The sequence below is a fragment of the Cohaesibacter gelatinilyticus genome (genome assembly GCF_900215605.1).
Taxonomy (GTDB): Bacteria; Pseudomonadota; Alphaproteobacteria; order Rhizobiales; family Cohaesibacteraceae; genus Cohaesibacter; species Cohaesibacter gelatinilyticus.
The window spans coordinates 26,087-42,943 of record NZ_OBEL01000010.1 but is presented as its reverse complement, the minus strand read 5'-3'; the positions used below and the strand labels follow the sequence as shown (position 1 = coordinate 42,943).

General features: G+C 50.0%; 15 protein-coding genes. 12 read left to right on the top strand and 3 right to left on the bottom strand.

All coding sequences use genetic code 11. From position 1 onward, the window contains the following. Window positions 1–52: 52 nt before the first annotated feature. The 9 genes from apaG to phoB all read left to right on the top strand — a co-directional run bounded on the left by apaG (window position 53) and on the right by phoB (window position 10,092). Window positions 53–457: a Co2+/Mg2+ efflux protein ApaG gene (gene apaG, locus CRO57_RS23610; RefSeq protein ID WP_097155997.1), complete on the top strand. Its 405-nt coding sequence runs from the start codon at window positions 53–55 to the stop codon at window positions 455–457. 74 nt (window positions 458–531) lie between these two features. Next, the gene (locus CRO57_RS23605) at window positions 532–1,980 is read left to right on the top strand and encodes a TrkH family potassium uptake protein (RefSeq protein ID WP_097155996.1); all 1,449 of its coding nucleotides are present in this window, start codon (window positions 532–534) and stop codon (window positions 1,978–1,980) included. Window positions 1,981–1,987: 7 nt separating this feature from the next. Next, window positions 1,988–3,355: an ATP-binding protein gene (locus tag CRO57_RS23600; RefSeq protein WP_244580198.1), complete on the top strand. Its 1,368-nt coding sequence runs from the start codon at window positions 1,988–1,990 to the stop codon at window positions 3,353–3,355. A 222-nt stretch (window positions 3,356–3,577) separates the two neighbouring features. Further along, window positions 3,578–4,618 (top strand): substrate-binding domain-containing protein, encoded by a 1,041-nt coding sequence (locus CRO57_RS23595; RefSeq protein ID WP_244580197.1) that lies wholly within the window; start codon window positions 3,578–3,580, stop codon window positions 4,616–4,618. Between the two features lie 256 nt (window positions 4,619–4,874). Then, on the top strand, window positions 4,875–6,443 hold the full coding sequence (pstC, locus tag CRO57_RS23590; protein WP_097155994.1) for a phosphate ABC transporter permease subunit PstC: 1,569 nt from the start codon (window positions 4,875–4,877) through the stop codon (window positions 6,441–6,443). Then, on the top strand, window positions 6,443–7,765 hold the full coding sequence (pstA, locus tag CRO57_RS23585; protein WP_097155993.1) for a phosphate ABC transporter permease PstA: 1,323 nt from the start codon (window positions 6,443–6,445) through the stop codon (window positions 7,763–7,765). The genes pstC and pstA overlap by 1 nt, the downstream gene beginning before the upstream one ends. 47 nt (window positions 7,766–7,812) lie before the next feature. Beyond that, window positions 7,813–8,616, top strand: a complete 804-nt coding sequence (gene pstB / locus CRO57_RS23580; RefSeq protein ID WP_097155992.1) for a phosphate ABC transporter ATP-binding protein PstB — start codon at window positions 7,813–7,815, stop codon at window positions 8,614–8,616. 79 nt (window positions 8,617–8,695) lie between these two features. Next, on the top strand, window positions 8,696–9,394 hold the full coding sequence (gene phoU / locus CRO57_RS23575; protein ID WP_097155991.1) for a phosphate signaling complex protein PhoU: 699 nt from the start codon (window positions 8,696–8,698) through the stop codon (window positions 9,392–9,394). After that, window positions 9,394–10,092, top strand: a complete 699-nt coding sequence (gene phoB, locus CRO57_RS23570; protein ID WP_097155990.1) for a phosphate regulon transcriptional regulator PhoB — start codon at window positions 9,394–9,396, stop codon at window positions 10,090–10,092. Before phoU ends, phoB begins: the two co-directional genes overlap by 1 nt. A 75-nt stretch (window positions 10,093–10,167) precedes the next feature. Here phoB and CRO57_RS23565 read toward each other — a convergent pair whose 3' ends face one another. Next, window positions 10,168–11,487, bottom strand: a complete 1,320-nt coding sequence (locus tag CRO57_RS23565; RefSeq protein ID WP_170956233.1) for a L,D-transpeptidase family protein — start codon at window positions 11,485–11,487, stop codon at window positions 10,168–10,170. Between the two features lie 599 nt (window positions 11,488–12,086). On the opposite strand from CRO57_RS23565, the gene CRO57_RS23560 reads away from it, so the two are divergent. Together CRO57_RS23560 and CRO57_RS23555 are read left to right on the top strand one after the other, a co-directional pair. Next, a complete protein-coding gene (locus CRO57_RS23560) occupies window positions 12,087–12,611 on the top strand; it encodes a PAS domain-containing protein (protein ID WP_097155988.1) in 525 nt (174 codons plus the stop codon). Beyond that, window positions 12,586–13,950: a methyl-accepting chemotaxis protein gene (locus CRO57_RS23555; RefSeq protein WP_097155987.1), complete on the top strand. Its 1,365-nt coding sequence runs from the start codon at window positions 12,586–12,588 to the stop codon at window positions 13,948–13,950. The genes CRO57_RS23560 and CRO57_RS23555 overlap by 26 nt, the downstream gene beginning before the upstream one ends. 90 nt (window positions 13,951–14,040) lie before the next feature. On the opposite strand, the gene CRO57_RS23550 is transcribed toward CRO57_RS23555, so the two are convergent. Then, window positions 14,041–14,685 carry a LysE family translocator gene (locus CRO57_RS23550; protein WP_097155986.1) on the bottom strand — a complete coding sequence of 215 codons (645 nt, stop codon included), beginning with the start codon at window positions 14,683–14,685 and terminating at the stop codon, window positions 14,041–14,043. Window positions 14,686–14,968: 283 nt separating this feature from the next. Between CRO57_RS23550 and dapD the strand changes: the two genes are divergently transcribed. Continuing rightward, window positions 14,969–15,823, top strand: coding sequence for a 2,3,4,5-tetrahydropyridine-2,6-dicarboxylate N-succinyltransferase (gene dapD, locus CRO57_RS23545; RefSeq protein WP_097156043.1), 855 nt, complete (start codon window positions 14,969–14,971; stop codon window positions 15,821–15,823). A 64-nt stretch (window positions 15,824–15,887) separates the two neighbouring features. On the opposite strand, the gene CRO57_RS23540 is transcribed toward dapD, so the two are convergent. After that, window positions 15,888–16,757 (bottom strand): MBL fold metallo-hydrolase, encoded by an 870-nt coding sequence (locus tag CRO57_RS23540; RefSeq protein ID WP_210200995.1) that lies wholly within the window; start codon window positions 16,755–16,757, stop codon window positions 15,888–15,890. Between the last annotated feature and the right edge of the window lie 100 nt (window positions 16,758–16,857).

Genomic DNA, 16,857 nt, shown 5'->3' with positions numbered 1-16,857 from the left:
GAAATTATCAATGAAACCGTTTACGGCGAAATAGATCACCCAAACAATCAACATGTATAAAACCATTTCCAATTCTGTACAGGTAACGGTGACCCCGGACTATCAACCTCAGCACTCCCTGGCCAAAGACGGGCCCTACAAGGGCAAGCATGTCTGGATTTATGAGGTCGAGATTTGCAATCTTTCCCAGGTCAACATTCGATTGCGCAATCGCTATTGGCATATCATTGATGGCCAAGGTCGGGTTCAGGAAGTTTCGGGCCGTGGCGTGGTTGGTGAAGAGCCTTTGATCCCGGCTGGAGACTGCTATTCCTATAGCTCGGGCTGTCCGTTGGAAAGCGATTCTGGCATCATGTCAGGATATTTCGAAATGGAAAATGAAGATGGCGAGCGTTTCAAGGTTGATATTCCTGCCTTCTCGTTGGATCTTCCAGACCAGAATAAGGTCATAAACTAGAATTAGCGCCCATATCTGCTATTTCTGATCAAAGCTCTTGTGTTGTGCATTGAGAATGAAAGCCTGAACTTATTATGCTGGATTTTCGACCTGTCTTCCTGGTTATTGGCGCCCTTCTCAGCGTGCTGGGCATTGCCATGTTCATTCCGGCATTGCTTGATCTTGGGCTGGATGATCCGGCTTGGCGTGTTTTCGCCACTTCCGGCTGTGTCACACTCTTTGTCGGCGGTGGTCTTTGGATGTCAACCCGTGGCAACAAAGTCGAATTTTCGCTACGCCAAGCCTTCATGATGACGGTGTTGTCCTGGGTATCGCTTGCGGCGTTTGGCGCTTTGCCGCTTTATTGGTCTGGCACTGCGCCGACCTATACCGATGCTTTTTTTGAAAGCATGTCCGGCATCACCACCACCGGCTCCACCATCATGTCTGGCCTGGATCAGATGCCAGCAGGCGTCTTGCTTTGGCGCGGCATTTTGCAATGGCTTGGTGGTCTCGGGGTGATCGTGATGGCCATTGCTGTCCTGCCCATGCTGCAAGTGGGTGGCATGCAGCTTTTTCAGGCAGAGGCCTTTGATACAGCCGAGAAGATCCTGCCTCGGGCAACGCAGATTTCATCTGGCCTCACTTCTATCTATATTCTCTTTACGACACTTTGCGGTATTTTCTATTATATGGCGGGCATGAATGTGCTGGACGCCGTCATTCATGGCATGACAACGGTCGCAACGGGTGGGCTTTCCTCTCACGATGCCTCCATCGGCTATTTCCAGAGCGCTCAGATCGAGATGATTGCCATTGTCTTCATGATATTGGGATCTCTGCCTTTCATTCTTTATATTCAGGCAGTACGTGGGCAATGGCACAAACTGTTTCTCGATAGCGAAATCCGCACCTTCCTGCTGTTTCTGGCACTCTTTGTTCCGATTGTAACCTATTATGCAGTTCGGTTCGGTGGAGAGGAAGGACTTGAAGGCATGCGCCATGCGGCCTTCAATGTGGTCTCGATCATGACTGGAACCGGCTATTCCTCTACCGATTATACCGCATGGGGACCATTCGCGGTCGGCTTCTTCTTTGCCATCATGTTCATTGGCGGCTGTCAGGGATCGACAGCATGTGGCCTGAAGATCTTTCGTATTCAGGTGATGTACAAGACGATGAAGCAGCATATCAATCGTATTGTGTTTCCTCATGGTATCTTTGTGAAGCGATTTAACGGCATTCCCTTGGGTGATGACGTTTCTGCTGCTGTGATGAGCTTTTTCTTCCTTTATTTTGTCAGCTTCATGGGCCTTGGCATTCTATTGCAACTCACCGGCCTCGATTTTGTCACAGCCCTTGCCGGAGCAGGCACCGTAATTGCCAATGTGGGGCCGGGTGTAGGTGATGTCATCGGACCTGCTGGAAATTTCCAACCCTTGAATGATGTCGCAAAATGGTTGCTTTCATTTGGCATGTTATTGGGACGACTCGAATTGCTGACAGTTTTGGTGCTGTTCATGCCACGCTTCTGGACGGAATAAGACGATTATGAAAGAAATGCAGGCCCCCCATCACGATAGCCAGCAGGCCAATCTGAATGATTTGCCCGACCGCTCGCTGGAAACCGGCCCGCTTTATCGCCTTCATCATGCACGATGGGCACTATTGACCATGGGTTTGGGCCTGTTCTGGATCATCCAACAGGGCGATCAGCAATATTGGCGCGGCATTGCAGTGATGTTCCTTGTTCTGATTGTCACCATGATCCTGCCGCGTCGCAAGAAAGTGACACGGCTCCGAGCCAAGGTTCAGGCTCGCCGTCGCACTCACGTACCAGACTTGCATATGCGCAAGCTGGCAGCCGCCCTACCCGATCCCTGCTTCATTCTGGACTCCCGTGGTATCGTTCGCTTCACCAACAAGGCCGGCACCAATATTTTTGGCAATGTGCAAGAGGGAGATCCAATTACTTTTCGCATTCGTCAACCTGATATGCTCGCAGCCCTCGAAGCAGTAATGGCCGGTGGCAGCATCGAGAAAGTCGAATTCACACACAAGCTGCGCACCGAACGCATGTATGAAGCCTGGTTCACGCCGATCAATCTGCAACGTGACAAATCCCGCTCTACAAAAGACGAAGCCAGAAACCCGGATTTTATCCTGCTGCTCTTTCACGATCAGACTGAGCAGAAGAATATCGAACGCATGCGTGCCGATTTCGTGGCCAATGCCAGCCATGAATTGCGTACGCCCCTGGCCTCATTGATCGGTTTCATTGAGACATTGCAGGGACCGGCCAAGAACGATGTGGTTGCCCATGAACGCTTTTTGGGCATCATGCTCGATCAGGCTGAACGCATGTCGCGACTGATCAGTGATCTCCTGTCTCTTTCACGTATCGAGATGAAAGCCCATGTCCATCCCGAAACGAAAGTGGATCTGGTCAAGATCGTCAAACATGTTGCCGATGCTTTGGGACCACTTGCAATGGAGATGGGTGTCAGAATTGAAACGGACATCGAAAACGAATCTGAGCGCCAGATGGTTGCGGGAGACAGAGATGAGCTGGTTCAGGTTCTGGAAAATCTCGTCGAAAATGCCATCAAATATGGCAGAGATGGCGAAAAAATCCTACTTTCCTCAGCTCCCATCAAGGATGCAATCAGCGGCGCTCCGTTCTATGCCATCAAAATTCGCGATTATGGCCCCGGAATTCCAGCAGAGCATTTGCCTCGTCTGACTGAGCGCTTTTATCGGGTGGATGTGGCAACCAGCCGGGAGCAAAAAGGAACTGGCCTTGGCCTCGCCATCGTCAAGCATATCCTCACTCGCCACAAAGGGCGGCTTATGGTCGAGTCCGTTGCCGGTGAAGGAACCACCTTTCAGGTGCGCCTCCCCCTTCCCAGTCATGAATAATGTCACATAAACAGACAATTTCAAAAAATCTCCATATATTTCAATTATTTAAATTGTCATAATAGTGAAATATAACTGTCATATACCCATCACATGGCAACATTAGTGTGCCGTTGTCTCGTTCGATACAGCTCATTTGAGATGATCGGCACAATTGCCAGGCGGTCCAGATAGTGACCAATGACATGTGATCGCCGGAAAACTGACTTATGGAGAGGTCAAGTGAAATTCGCACCTTTTGCTAGCGCAGCTGTTCTTGCTGCTTCCACCGTACTTGCAGGCACCGCTGCTCAGGCTCGTGATCAGGTTCAGGTTGCTGGTTCTTCCACCGTGCTTCCTTACGCAACCATCGTTGCTGAATCTTTTGGTGAAAACTACCCGGACTTCAAAACTCCAATCGTTGAATCAGGCGGCTCTTCTGCTGGCCTGAAGGAATTCTGCAAAGGCACTGGCCCATCCACCATCGACGTGGCCAATGCTTCTCGCAAAATCAAAGACAAAGAAATCAAGAAATGCGCTGAAAATGGCGTGAAAGAGATCATCGAAGTCAAAATTGGCTATGATGGCATCGTTTTCGCGTCCGACATCAATGGCGCTGATTTCAAATTCGAGCCAATCCACTGGTTCAATGCTCTGGCTCCAAAAATCGTAAAAGACGGCAAGCTGGTCGACAACACCAACACCAAATGGTCTGATGTCGATGCTTCCTTCCCTGATTGGGAAATTGCAGCTTACATCCCGGGTGAAAAACACGGCACCCGTGAAGTCTTCGAGAAGAAAGTTCTTGCTGCTGGCTGTAAGAAAGCCGGTGCCATGGACCTCTACAAAGCCGAAGGCCTGGACAAGAAAGCCGCAAAGAAAGCTTGCTACAAAGTACGTAAAGACGGCAAGGCGGTTGATATTGATGGCGATTACACCGAGACCCTTGCTCGTATCGACAGCAACAAAACCGGCATCGGCGTTTTCGGTCTGGCTTTCTATGAAAACAACACCGACAAGCTGAAAGTTGCTCCGGTATCCGGTATTGCCCCGAATGCCGCTGTGATTGCTGATGGCACTTATCCCGTGTCTCGTCCGCTGTATTTCTATGTCAAGAAGGCTCATCTGGGTGTTATCCCTGGCCTGAAAGACTATGTTGAGTTCTTCATGTCTGACGACATGACAGGTGAAGGTTCTCCAACCGCCGAATATGGTCTGGTTCCTGCTCCTGCTGCCGAACGTAAGGAAATCAACGACACAATCGCCAAAGGCAAGACCCTTTAAGGTCATGCTTTTTACCCCTTGCGCGGTTATTTTCTGACTGCGCAAGGGTTCTTATTACGAAGCTCATGTTTTGAAGAAGACATTGTTGCTTCGGACCCTGCTGCTGGCAATTTATGCAAAAGGCACATCGTCTTTCGATCACCCAGGCAGCATCGTCGAACTCTCTCCTGCACGTCTCGAACTTTTCAAGTTTGGCAACGCGAGGCAGAGTTCATTTTTTTCGCGCGATCACCGCAAAGTATAGAGGCAGGTCGCTATGAGCCCTCTTTGGCTTTTGGCAGCAATCATTATTCTGGCACTTGCTGGTGCCATACTTGGTCGAACGCGTGCAATCAGCGCAGTTCATGGCGAAGTATCAGTCCTCCATTCCCGACCCGGCTATTACGGTTCCTATGTGTTCATCTGGACAGCGATTCCGGCTGCCATGTTCATGGCCTGCTTGCTTGTGGCCCAACCCTTCATCAACCGCTCCATTATTCACGATCATCTGAGCAATCAGTATGATTATGAATGCAAGCTCAGCTTGAGATTGGCCAACAACGATGGCACAAACCTGAAGTCAGGTGATGAAGACGCTCCCCAGATCTGTCGCGACTTCAAAGAATTCAGTGAGTTGGAGACCCGCCAGGATCTCGTTCAGGGGGTTGTTGGCAATGTAGCCGATGGCATGTCCTTGCTCAGCAAGGATGAGATGATCAAGCTGAAAGCTGGTCTGGTTGCCATCCGGCCATTGATGGCCCAAAAGGGTGTCGCTCTGGCGGAAGATGTGAGCGCCCCTATTGTCAGCGCCGGGCACCGTCTGATTGAAGCTCGGTCAACAACGCAGAACGTGCTTTATGGTGGCCTTGGAATTTTGCTGCTTGCCGGTTTCTTTGGCTCCTATTTCCGGATTCGTCCTGCTTTGCGGGCGCGCAATCTTGTCGAGGCCAATATAAAGATTGGTCTTATCATCGCATCCTCAATCGCCGTTCTGACGACTGTCGGCATTGTCTTGTCCATGTTGTTCGAGGCGCTGAATTTCTTTGAGCATGTGCCATTGATCGACTTCTTCTTCGGAACAGTCTGGGATCCGCGTTTCTCCTCCGCAGCATCAGAGGGAGGTGTAGAAGCTGGTCAGTTCGGTCTGATTCCGTTGCTATGGGGCACAATGTTCATCTCGTTGGTTGCCCTGCTTGTCGCGGTTCCGATCGGACTATTCGCAGCAATCTATATGGCGGAATATGCAACTCGTCCCGTTCGTGCTGTTGCCAAACCAATGCTGGAAATTCTGGCCGGTATTCCGACGATCGTTTATGGTTTCTTTGCATTGGTGACCGTTGGGCCGTTCCTGCGTGACGCTGGTGCTGCTGTTGGATTGACCATTTCTGCCAGTTCCGTTCTTACCGCAGGTTTCGTGATGGGGATCATGTTGATCCCGTTTATCTCGTCCCTATCGGACGATATCATCAGTGCTGTACCGCAGAGCTTGCGTGATGGCTCTCTCGGACTTGGTGCCACCAAGTCCGAAACCATCAAACAGGTTGTTATGCCGGCAGCACTTCCCGGAATTGTCGCCTCGGTCCTGTTGGCTGCATCTCGTGCCATTGGTGAGACCATGATTGTGGTCATGGCCGCTGGCATCGCAGCCAATCTTACTGCAAATCCATTTGAAGCCGTCACCACCGTTACGGTGAAGATTGTCTCTCAGCTTACCGGTGATCTGGAGTTCAACTCACCACAAACACTGGTGGCCTTTGCCCTCGGTATCACCCTCTTCTTCATCACATTGGGCTTGAATGTCTTCGCCTTGCATATCGTGCGTAAATATCGGGAGCAGTATGACTGATGACTGATCTGAGTGTTTCCCCAGCAACACCAGTTGCTGCAAATCAACCGCGCGACTATGGCCTCAAGAAGCGATATGCTCGAGAGGCACGGTTCAAACTCTATGGTGTCATTGCGATTGCCATGGGCCTATTGTTCCTGACCTTGTTGTTTTTGTCGATCATCACCAAAGGCTACACCGCCTTTGAGCAGACAAAAATTCAGCTCACAGTGAAACTGGATGAGAAAATTCTCGATCCATCAGGCAATCGAGATCCAAAGCAATTGGCAAAAGCCATCCGCTATAACAAAATCATCGAGCCCGCATTCTATGAGATGATTGGGCTTGATCCCAAAGACAAGGCGCAAAAGAAAGATCGCAAACTTGCCAAAAAGATCCTGTCTCGTGGCGCTGCCATTGAGCTGCGGGACATGGTGTTGGCCGATCCGAACCTGATCGGTACTTCCCAAACGATCTGGATCCTTGCTTCCGGCAATGTGGATTCCTTTGTCAAAGGGCAAATTTCCCGTGAGACCGATAATAAAAGCCGTCTGATCAAGGATAAGCAAATTGTCTGGATCGATACCATGCTTGATCAAGGTATCATGGACAAGAAGTTCAATACCGGTTTGTTCACTTTTGGTGCCTCGTCCCGTCCGGAGTCGGCTGGTATTGCGGTTGCGGTGATTGGTTCACTCTTCATGATGGGAATCGTGCTGGTATTGGCGCTTCCAATCGGAGTTGCTGCTTCCATTTATCTCGAAGAATTTGCCCCCAAGAATAAATGGACGGATCTGATTGAAGTGAACATCAACAATCTGGCTGCTGTTCCTTCCATCGTGTTCGGCCTTTTGGGACTTGCGGTTTTCATCAATTTTGCCGGCCTGCCACGATCCGCATCCATTGTCGGTGGTCTGGTTCTGACTTTGATGACGCTGCCAACTATCATCATCGCAACTCGCTCTGCTTTGAAAGCAGTCCCTCCATCCATCCGCGAAGCAGCTCTGGGGGTTGGCGCATCCAAGACGCAGACCATTTTCCACCATGTCTTGCCGTTGGCCTCCCCCGGGATCCTGACTGGCACCATCATTGGTCTGGCCCAGGCCCTTGGGGAGACAGCTCCACTTCTCATGATTGGCATGGTTGCCTTCGTGAAGGACATTCCAGTCAGCCCACTTGAGCCTGCTACGGCCCTGCCCGTACAGATTTATATGTGGGCAGGTGAAGCAGAGCGGGCTTTTGTTGAGCGCACCTCAGCCGCCATTCTTATCTTGTTGGCATTTCTTGCCATCATGAACATTTCTGCGGTGCTGTTGCGGCGCCGGTTCGAGCGCCGCTGGTAGATCCAGTTGGCAGGAAAGATTTGACGTTTTAGAAAAAGGCCTTGATCATGCAAGATATGACACCGATCAAAACAGCCGAAGCTACCCCGCGCCGCGCCATCAAGATGTCTGGCAAAGGGGTAACCGTCCATTACGGCGCCAAGCAGGCTCTGTTTGGCGTGGATCTGGCAATTGAAGAAAACCAGGTGACCTCGCTTATTGGTCCCTCAGGTTGTGGCAAATCCACTTTTCTTCGCTGCCTGAATCGGATGAATGATACCATCGACATCTGTAAAGTAGGTGGCGAAATCAAGTTGGGCGACACCAATATCTATAACTCCAAAGTGGATGTCGTGGAATTGCGGGCGCGGGTTGGAATGGTGTTCCAAAAACCCAACCCTTTTCCAAAGTCCATTTTTGAAAATATCGCCTATGGCCCACGCATTCACGGTCTATGCCGCGACAAGACCGATATGGAAGAGGTGGTCGTCTCATCCCTGCAAAAAGCTGGCCTGTTTGACGAAATCAAAGATCGTCTGGATGAACCTGGCACCGGTCTTTCCGGTGGCCAGCAGCAGCGTCTTTGCATCGCACGCGCCATTGCAGTGAGCCCGGAAGTCATCCTGATGGATGAACCTTGTTCGGCACTTGATCCCATTGCAACCGCAAAAGTGGAAGAATTGATTGATGAACTGCGTGAGAACTACACCATCGTCATCGTGACTCACTCGATGCAACAGGCGGCTCGTGTCTCGCAACGTACTGCATTTTTCCATTTGGGTAACATTGTCGAAGAGGGTCAGACCGAACAGATCTTCACGACCCCAAAGGACCAGCGGACCCAAGATTATATTACCGGCCGCTTTGGCTAGCAAACATCCTCAGGATTGGTCGTCATTCCATCATCCCCTGATGCACTGACCGACCTCCTGTGTGAAGGAGAGGCAAAACATGTCTGATCATATTGTCACATCTTACGATGAAGACCTGAAGGAGTTGGCCAGCAAGATCTCAGAAATGGGTGGGCGTGCCGAACGGTTGGTCGAAGACAGCATCAAGGCCCTTGTTCTGATGGACATGGCAGGGGCAGCGGAAGCTGTCGAGAAAGATGTCATCATCAACAGCATGGATCAGGAGATTGAAGAAAAAGCCGTCCTGACCATCGCCCGTCGTCAGCCAATGGCACAGGATTTGCGAGAGATTGTCTCTGCCTTGCGCATCTCTGTCGATCTGGAGCGGATTGCCGATTTGGGTAAGAATATTGCCCGCCGTACATTGGCTCTGGAAGGCAAGAACCAGCCCAAGCAGCTGGTGCATGGTATTGAACATATGGCCGAACTGACCCTTGCTCAGCTCCGTACCATTCTGGATGCCTATACAGCTCGTGACGACATGTCCGCCATTGCCGTCTGGCATAAGGACCGCGAAGTGGATGCGCTTTACAATTCTCTCTTCCGTGAATTCCTGACTTATATGATGGAAGATCCGCGCAACATATCCTTCTGCACGCATTTGCTGTTCTGTGCAAAGAATCTGGAACGTATTGGCGATCATGTCACCAATATTGCTGAAACCATTTACTATCTGAATACCGGCCTTCCTCTTGAGGATCGCCAGTTTAAAGAAGACGAACACCTGGATTTGGACTGATGACTCCGAGTGTCATGATTGTGGAAGATGAAGAAGCCCTTAGCCTTCTTCTGCGTTATAATCTTGAATCTGAGGGCTATCATGTGGAGGTGGTTTCTCGCGGAGACGAGGCTGAAAGCCGTCTCCATGAAACACTTCCTGATTTGCTGCTTCTGGACTGGATGTTGCCCGGCCTTTCCGGCATTGAACTATGTCGCCGGTTACGAACCAAGCCAAGAACACAAAAGCTACCCGTTATCATGCTCACGGCACGCGGCGAGGAATCCGAACGTATTCGAGGCCTTTCAACCGGTGCAGATGATTACGTCGTCAAACCGTTCTCAGTGCCGGAATTGATGGCGCGGGTTCGCGCCATGTTGCGCCGCGCCAGCCCGGATCTTGTCGCCACCACACTTAAAGCAGGCGACCTGGAACTGAACCGCGAAACGCACCGTGTCAAGCGTGCCAACCGCGAAATCAATCTCGGGCCAACCGAATATCGGTTGCTTGAATTTTTGATGCAAAATCCTGGCCGGGTCTATTCTCGCGAACAACTGCTGGATGGCGTTTGGGGACATGATGTCTATGTGGACGAACGCACGGTTGATGTCCATGTGGGGCGTCTGCGCAAGACCATCAATCGTGGCAAGGCCAAAGATCCCATTCGCACCGTGCGAGGATCTGGCTATAGTTTTGACGATCAGTTTGCCGCCGAATGAGTTTCACTCCACATCTTAAGAACAAAAAGGCCGCCAGAGTTCAATCTGGCGGCCTTTTTTTCGAATGGCAGTGGTTCAATTGCGTTTGGCCACTTCCCTCAAACCCTTTTTCTTCTTGTCGGGTCCTTTGGGCTTTGTCAGTACTATAAAGTCGGTACCCTGATAGGTGGTTTCCTGACTTTTCCCTTTGTCTGAAATCGCCAGCGAGGATCCTGCAATCAGCAGCGGAGCAATGCGATCTCGCACTTCTTGAGGGATGATCAGACGGTCCAGCACGGCTTCTGCAGCAACCAATCCATCATCTTGTTCAATAGCCTCGATCCCCACACGTTTTTGCATGTTCGGATGAATGCTGTCACCGAGGCTCAATGCCAGCCAATTGGCGTTGGTACGTGCATCATTGGTTTCACTGACCGTAAACAGATGCGCACCCAGCGGCTTTTGTGGATCCTTGAAGCGCAAGGGAGCATTGAAGAGTGGTTTAAATTTCTGGCGCACATAGATGTGGCCTTCGGGCACCAATCCCTTGCCCGCCCTGCTATACAGAGCTTGCAACAATGGGCGGTCAAATTTGCCGTTCCAGTGTGCTTTTTCTGCCGGACTATCTTCTCCGATAAAACGACGAACAGCTGCAATGGTATTGCGCCCGGCAATGCCATCAACTGCACCAGCGTCATAGCCTTGTTCATTTAGCTCATTCTGGATATCACGAACCAGTGTCGTGGTAGAGCGGCGTGTAATCAGGATGCGGACCGGCTTGAGCGTCTTGTGGCGCTTTTGAGCTTTTTTCTGTCTTGCCTTCCAACCGTGCAATGCATGGCGGCTCAACAGACGCATTTCCAATCCTTGGCTATCTTCCTCAAGAGAAGGCTTGATGTCGCTTTGGTCAATACCGGGTTGAAACAATACATTATGTTGAATTGGGCTCGGGGCCACCTCGCGTTCGGCTATCACGACATGCGCACCACGGTTCGTGAGCGAGAACAAGGTCTTGGCGAACGAATTAGGAAGCCGCACACAACCATGGGAGGCTGGATAGCGCGGAACGCTGTTTGAAGCATGCAATGCAATGCCCGACCAAGTGAGGCGCTGCATGAAGGGCATCGGCGCATTATTGTAAAGATTGGAGAAATGCCTACGGCGTTTTTCCAGGATAGAAAAAACTCCTGTCGGAGTCGTATGTCCACGTTTGCCTGTCGAAACGTGTGATTCTGCGATCACTTCCGTTCCTTTGAAAACCTGCAATCTTTGGTCTGCACGCGAAACAATAATCTGGATTGGACGCAAGTCCGGCTTGGCAGAGGTATCTGCGGCAAGGCCTGTTTCACTTGCAACTGCACCAATCGAAAAAGCTCCCAACATTAGCGGAGCCAGCATGGCAATTGATTTGTTCATCCCACTTTTCCCCATTATCCCAACTATACGCCCACCGGGATACCAATTTTGGTTTAATATCAAACAATCTTTGCGGGTGACGTTAGCATGAAACTATCGCCAAGCGGTTAATAGATATGTCTCTTGCAATTGCTTGCTTGTCATCTACTTCTGAATGCTCGACCAACAAGTTATCCTGACCCTTGTCACTTCTGAATATCCCTCGATTACTCAAACATAAATCGGACAAATGTACTACTGCATGATGAAACCTCTTTCATCTGATTGAGAGCCATAGAATATCTACAGAGATTCTCGCATTTCTTATTTGACGCGATGCTTGGCAAATAGGTTCAATTTTCTTCACACTAATATCTGTCGTTTCTAAATACACCTAAATATCGAAGCCCTACCCAATTATCGAGATTTCCAACGAGCCTCTTCCTATTTCAGCTATATATTACCGCCATTCCATTACGTATTTTTATATAGAAATAGATTTTATCATTTCCCGCGGCAATTTCACTCAAGCTCTTGTCTTTTTTATATTTTCAACTCTTGGTTAATCTTTGCTTGGGACAGTTCCCAAAACCAGTTTTGGCCAATATTGGAGAATATCTGTGTCCACATCTCTGACACCAACTGGAGTGGAACGTTTTTTTGATGAAGGAGAAATCCTGGTCAGCAAGACAGACACTCGGGGCCGCATTACCTATTGCAACGAAATCTTTCGAGACATTGCAGGATACGACAATGCGGATCTGCTGGGAGAACCCCATAGCTGTGTGCGTCATCCGGAAATGCCACGTACCGTTTTCAAAATCCTATGGGAGGCATTGCAAGCCAAACGCGAGATCTTTGCATATGTGAAAAACCTCTCCAGCAATGGCGATCACTACTGGGTTTTTGCTCACGTCACACCATCCTATGATGGGAATGGCGATGTTGTGGGCTTTCACTCTGCTCGCCGATGTCCGGATCGCAAGGTACTGAATGAGGTAATCGAACCACTTTATCGGGATCTGATACGCCTTGAAACGAGTGAAAACAATCGTAAGAACGGCCTTGAGAAGGGCTTCGACTATTTGACCGATCTGCTAAAGAACAAGGGCTTGTCGTATGACCAATTTATCCTCACTCTCTAAAAGCCGATATCTTGCGCTTACGGCCTGTGCTCTGATTTTGGGTGCTATATTCTCACATTTCCTGATCACCGATATATTGGCCTATGCACTGGCAGGCATTGCTGCGATCGCCATTCTTGGTTCCACATTCTTTACGCTTCAAACTGAACGCTCGGTTGTGCATGCAACTGAGACCTTACGTAAATTAGGTCAAGGTGATCTGGAGGCCCGCACTGATGAAGATATGGACAAAGGCTCCATTCGCGATCTGATGACCGCGGCAAATTATGCTGCCGATCATGCGGACACCTTCATGCGAGAAGCTGTGGCATCCACATCTGCTCTGGCACGGAACCGCTATTATCGTCGCATCCTGCTTGGCGGTATGCATGGTGGTTTTCTGGCTTACTCCAATCAGCTCAATGCAGCTGTTGAAACTGTGCAGAGCCGCATTCAGGACTTTGCTGAAAAAACATCTCATTTCGAAGAAGCCACCAAGGTCATTGCAGCCAATCTTGGCGAAGCTGGTCAACAGATGAGTGAGACCGCGAACAGTATGGGATCGAGCGCGAACAGCACCAATGAACGCGCATCCATCGTAGCTTCAGCGTCCCATGAGACATCCATCAATGTTCAGACAGTCTCTGCAGCAGTTGAGGAATTGTCTGCTTCCTCCGCAGAAATTGGCAATCAAGTTGGACGCTCAGCTGAAATCGCCGCACAGGCCGTGTCACAAACTCAGGAAGGTGAAGAGAAAATCAATTCGCTCTCTCGAGCTGCAGATACCATTGGCCATGTGGTTGAGTTGATCTCCGCCATTGCCGAGCAAACCAACTTGCTGGCATTGAATGCCACCATTGAAGCAGCACGCGCAGGTGAAGCGGGCAAAGGTTTTGCCGTTGTTGCCGGAGAGGTGAAAGATCTGGCCGGTCAAACCGGGAAGGCCATCGGAGAAATCTCCGAGCAAATCCAGGAAATTCAGGGTGCCACCAAGCAAGCGGTTAGCGCTTTCTCCAACGTTTCGAATACCATTGCCCAGATCGAAGAGATCACCTCTGCAGTGGCTGCAGCTGCTGAGCAGCAAAGTGCTGCGACTGCTGAAATCGCACAGAATGTTGAAGAAGCCTATGCCGGTACCGAGCAAGTGGCTTCCAACATCAATGACGTGTCCGACAATGCCAAGGAAACCGGTCAGGCTGCCGACTTTGTACTCAACGCAGCAGAACGCATGAATGCTGATGCAGCAACACTACAGAGCGAAGTATCCGACTTCATCATGTCCTTGCGCCGTGGTCCACTTGACCGTCGCGAAACAACCGACATGGAATATGATGGTGAAGATCGCCGCAAGAGCGCTTAATTGCCAGCGCCGCAGACGGCAAAACAAGACCACAAATTACACGCTCCATCCTGTCGGGTGGGGCGTTTTTTAAAAGTCCGACTCAGCAAATCAAGATGCAACCCCGTTTCGGATCACTGAATAGGCGCTGATCAATCCCATTCCAACGAATAACATCCCGAAAGCTGCATTCATCTTTCTCCTGAATCCGGAAAAGGTTCGGAGCACAATTGCTGTCGAGAAAAATGTTGCTGTTATGGAATGGAGACAGATAGCCAGTAGGAGACACAGCAACACGATCACTCCCAGAAACCAGCTTGGTGCATTTGTCGGTATGAAAGCGGTCAAGATCGAACCAAAGAAAAATGCAGCCTTTGGATTGGTCAAACTGACAAGCAATCCTGTCTTGAAGGCACCCCATAGCGAATTTTCATTCTTTGCATCTGACGCCAAAGTCTCCAATTCTTTCGCTCTGGCACGCAATGCTTTCACACCCAACCAGATCAGGTAAACTGCACCTGAAAATTTGAGGATCTGAACCATCGCGGGAAACAGCTCGAATAGAACCACGATACCAAATACAGCCAGAATTGCCCATATTGTCGCCCCGCATGACAAACCAAGCCCTGTTGCCAGGCCATGTCTTCGTCCTGAGCCAAGTGAAGCAGAAATCACCGCAAGCATGTTGGGGCCCGGAGTGATCCATGCCAATATGTTGACAATGATGATAGCACTGATTGAAGCCGCATAATCCATTGGCAACCTCCCACAATCCGGCCAGATTACAGGATTTGCGTTGAACTTCCTATCGAATGATGTCTGACGGTATGAAGTTCCTCTCGATCAATTCCGAAGATTGGACAAATTTTTAAACCAACCTCAACGTTCAATGGGTAATGATTATTCTGATTGCAGCCGATTGTTTGATTGACTCCACGCCCTTGATGCTTATGGTTTGGCGCCAATAGACCCTGCCCCGGTGATTTGGTTTTTGCCAATTTCGGAGCATTGATTGAACAGACCTATGGAACGATCTGGCATGACACAAATTGATATTGCGGCTCTTGAAACCACCATCAATGAAGCCTTTGACAATCGCGATACCATCTCTACCAGCACTCAAGGTGATGTCAGAGATGCTGTTGAGGCGGCTCTGAACCTGATGGATGCAGGCAAGGCTCGCGTCGCTGAAAAAGGCGAAGATGGCAACTGGGTTGTCAATCAATGGCTCAAGAAAGCAGTTTTGCTGTCTTTTCGTCTGAACCCGATGGAAGTTATCAAAGGCGGACCGGGTGATGCAACCTGGTGGGATAAAGTGGCCAGTAAATTCGATGGCTGGCGTGCAGTAGATTTTGACAATGCCGGGTTCCGCGCCGTACCGAATTGCGTTGTGCGTCGCTCTGCCTATATCGCTCCCGGCACCGTTTTGATGCCTTCATTCGTCAATCTTGGCGCTTATGTGGACGAAGGTACCATGGTTGATACCTGGGCGACCGTTGGTTCTTGTGCCCAAATTGGCAAGAATGTTCATATTTCCGGTGGTGCTGGCATTGGTGGTGTTCTGGAGCCGCTTCAGGCAGGTCCGGTCATCATCGAAGACAATTGCTTCATCGGCGCTCGCTCAGAGGTAGCCGAAGGCGTGATCGTTCGCGAAGGGGCCGTTTTGTCCATGGGCGTTTATATTGGTGCTTCCACCAAAATTATCGATCGTTCCACCGGTGAAGTCTTCGTTGGCGAAGTGCCTGCTTACAGTGTTGTTGTTCCAGGTGCTCTACCAGGCAAGCCACTGCCAGACGGCACTCCTGGTCCGAGCCTTTATTGCGCTGTGATCGTGAAGCGTGTAGATGCACAGACCCGTTCCAAGACCTCGATCAACGAGCTGCTGCGCGACTAATTCGGTGCTTCATCTCGATGATAAAAGCCCTTGCAGGAGTTATCTTGCAAGGGCTTTTTGCACTCTAGGCCAGGGAATGAAACTCAAAAGCATCTCCATCCTGTGTGACACGGCCAATACCTGGATAGGTCAAATGAGTAGCAGCCATCAGTCTGCCTGACCGCGCCAGATTGGCAAGCAATTTCGTCCGCGTTTTGATTGCCATTTCCGGATCAATGTCCAATATGTAAGAAATATCCGGGCTCTGGAATTGCAAAATTTCCGCAATGATTGCGTCACCGACAATCGATAGTTCCTGGCCTTCATCAGCAATCAAAACACCGCTATGCCCGGGCGTATGCCCCGGCAAAAATATCAAATGCACCCCAGCAACAATTTCAGCTTCATTTTCATATTTGATTATGCGATTGGCGATAGATGAAGTGACCGATTGCGCCAACTGAACCAGAGGTTTCATGCTTTCAGACACTTTGGATGTCAGATCTGGGTCTGCCCAAAAGTCCCACTCCGCTTTTGCCAGATGTATTTTTGCATTGCTGTAACCGCCGGTATCGGGGCCCATCAATCCACCGATATGGTCGGCATGCATATGTGTGATGACAATGTCAGTCACTTCGGCTTTATCGAGTTTCTCTGCGGCCAGCAAATCGTCGAGTTTGCCTGCTGTTGGTCTTGTTCTGGAGAAAATCGGTCCGGCTCCGGTATCGACCAATATCACACGTTCTTTGGACCGTATCAGCCATACATTTGCTCCAACCTTGATAGGATCACCTGCTTGTTGGCGATGCTTTACTTCCCCATTTACAAACCAGTTGCCGGGGAGATTGAAATGGCCATCAGAAAGTACCAGAACATCAAAATTTCCAATTTGAATGCTTGCGATTTCGACATCAGAAGTACTTTCTTGTCCAGATAAAACTGAGCGGCGGGTCATTGTGTACGGCTTCATTATCACATTCCGAGAGTTGATCTAAACGACAAATTCGATTGTTATGCCCCCGATGCCAGGATGCATGTCCATTCACTCCAATCAG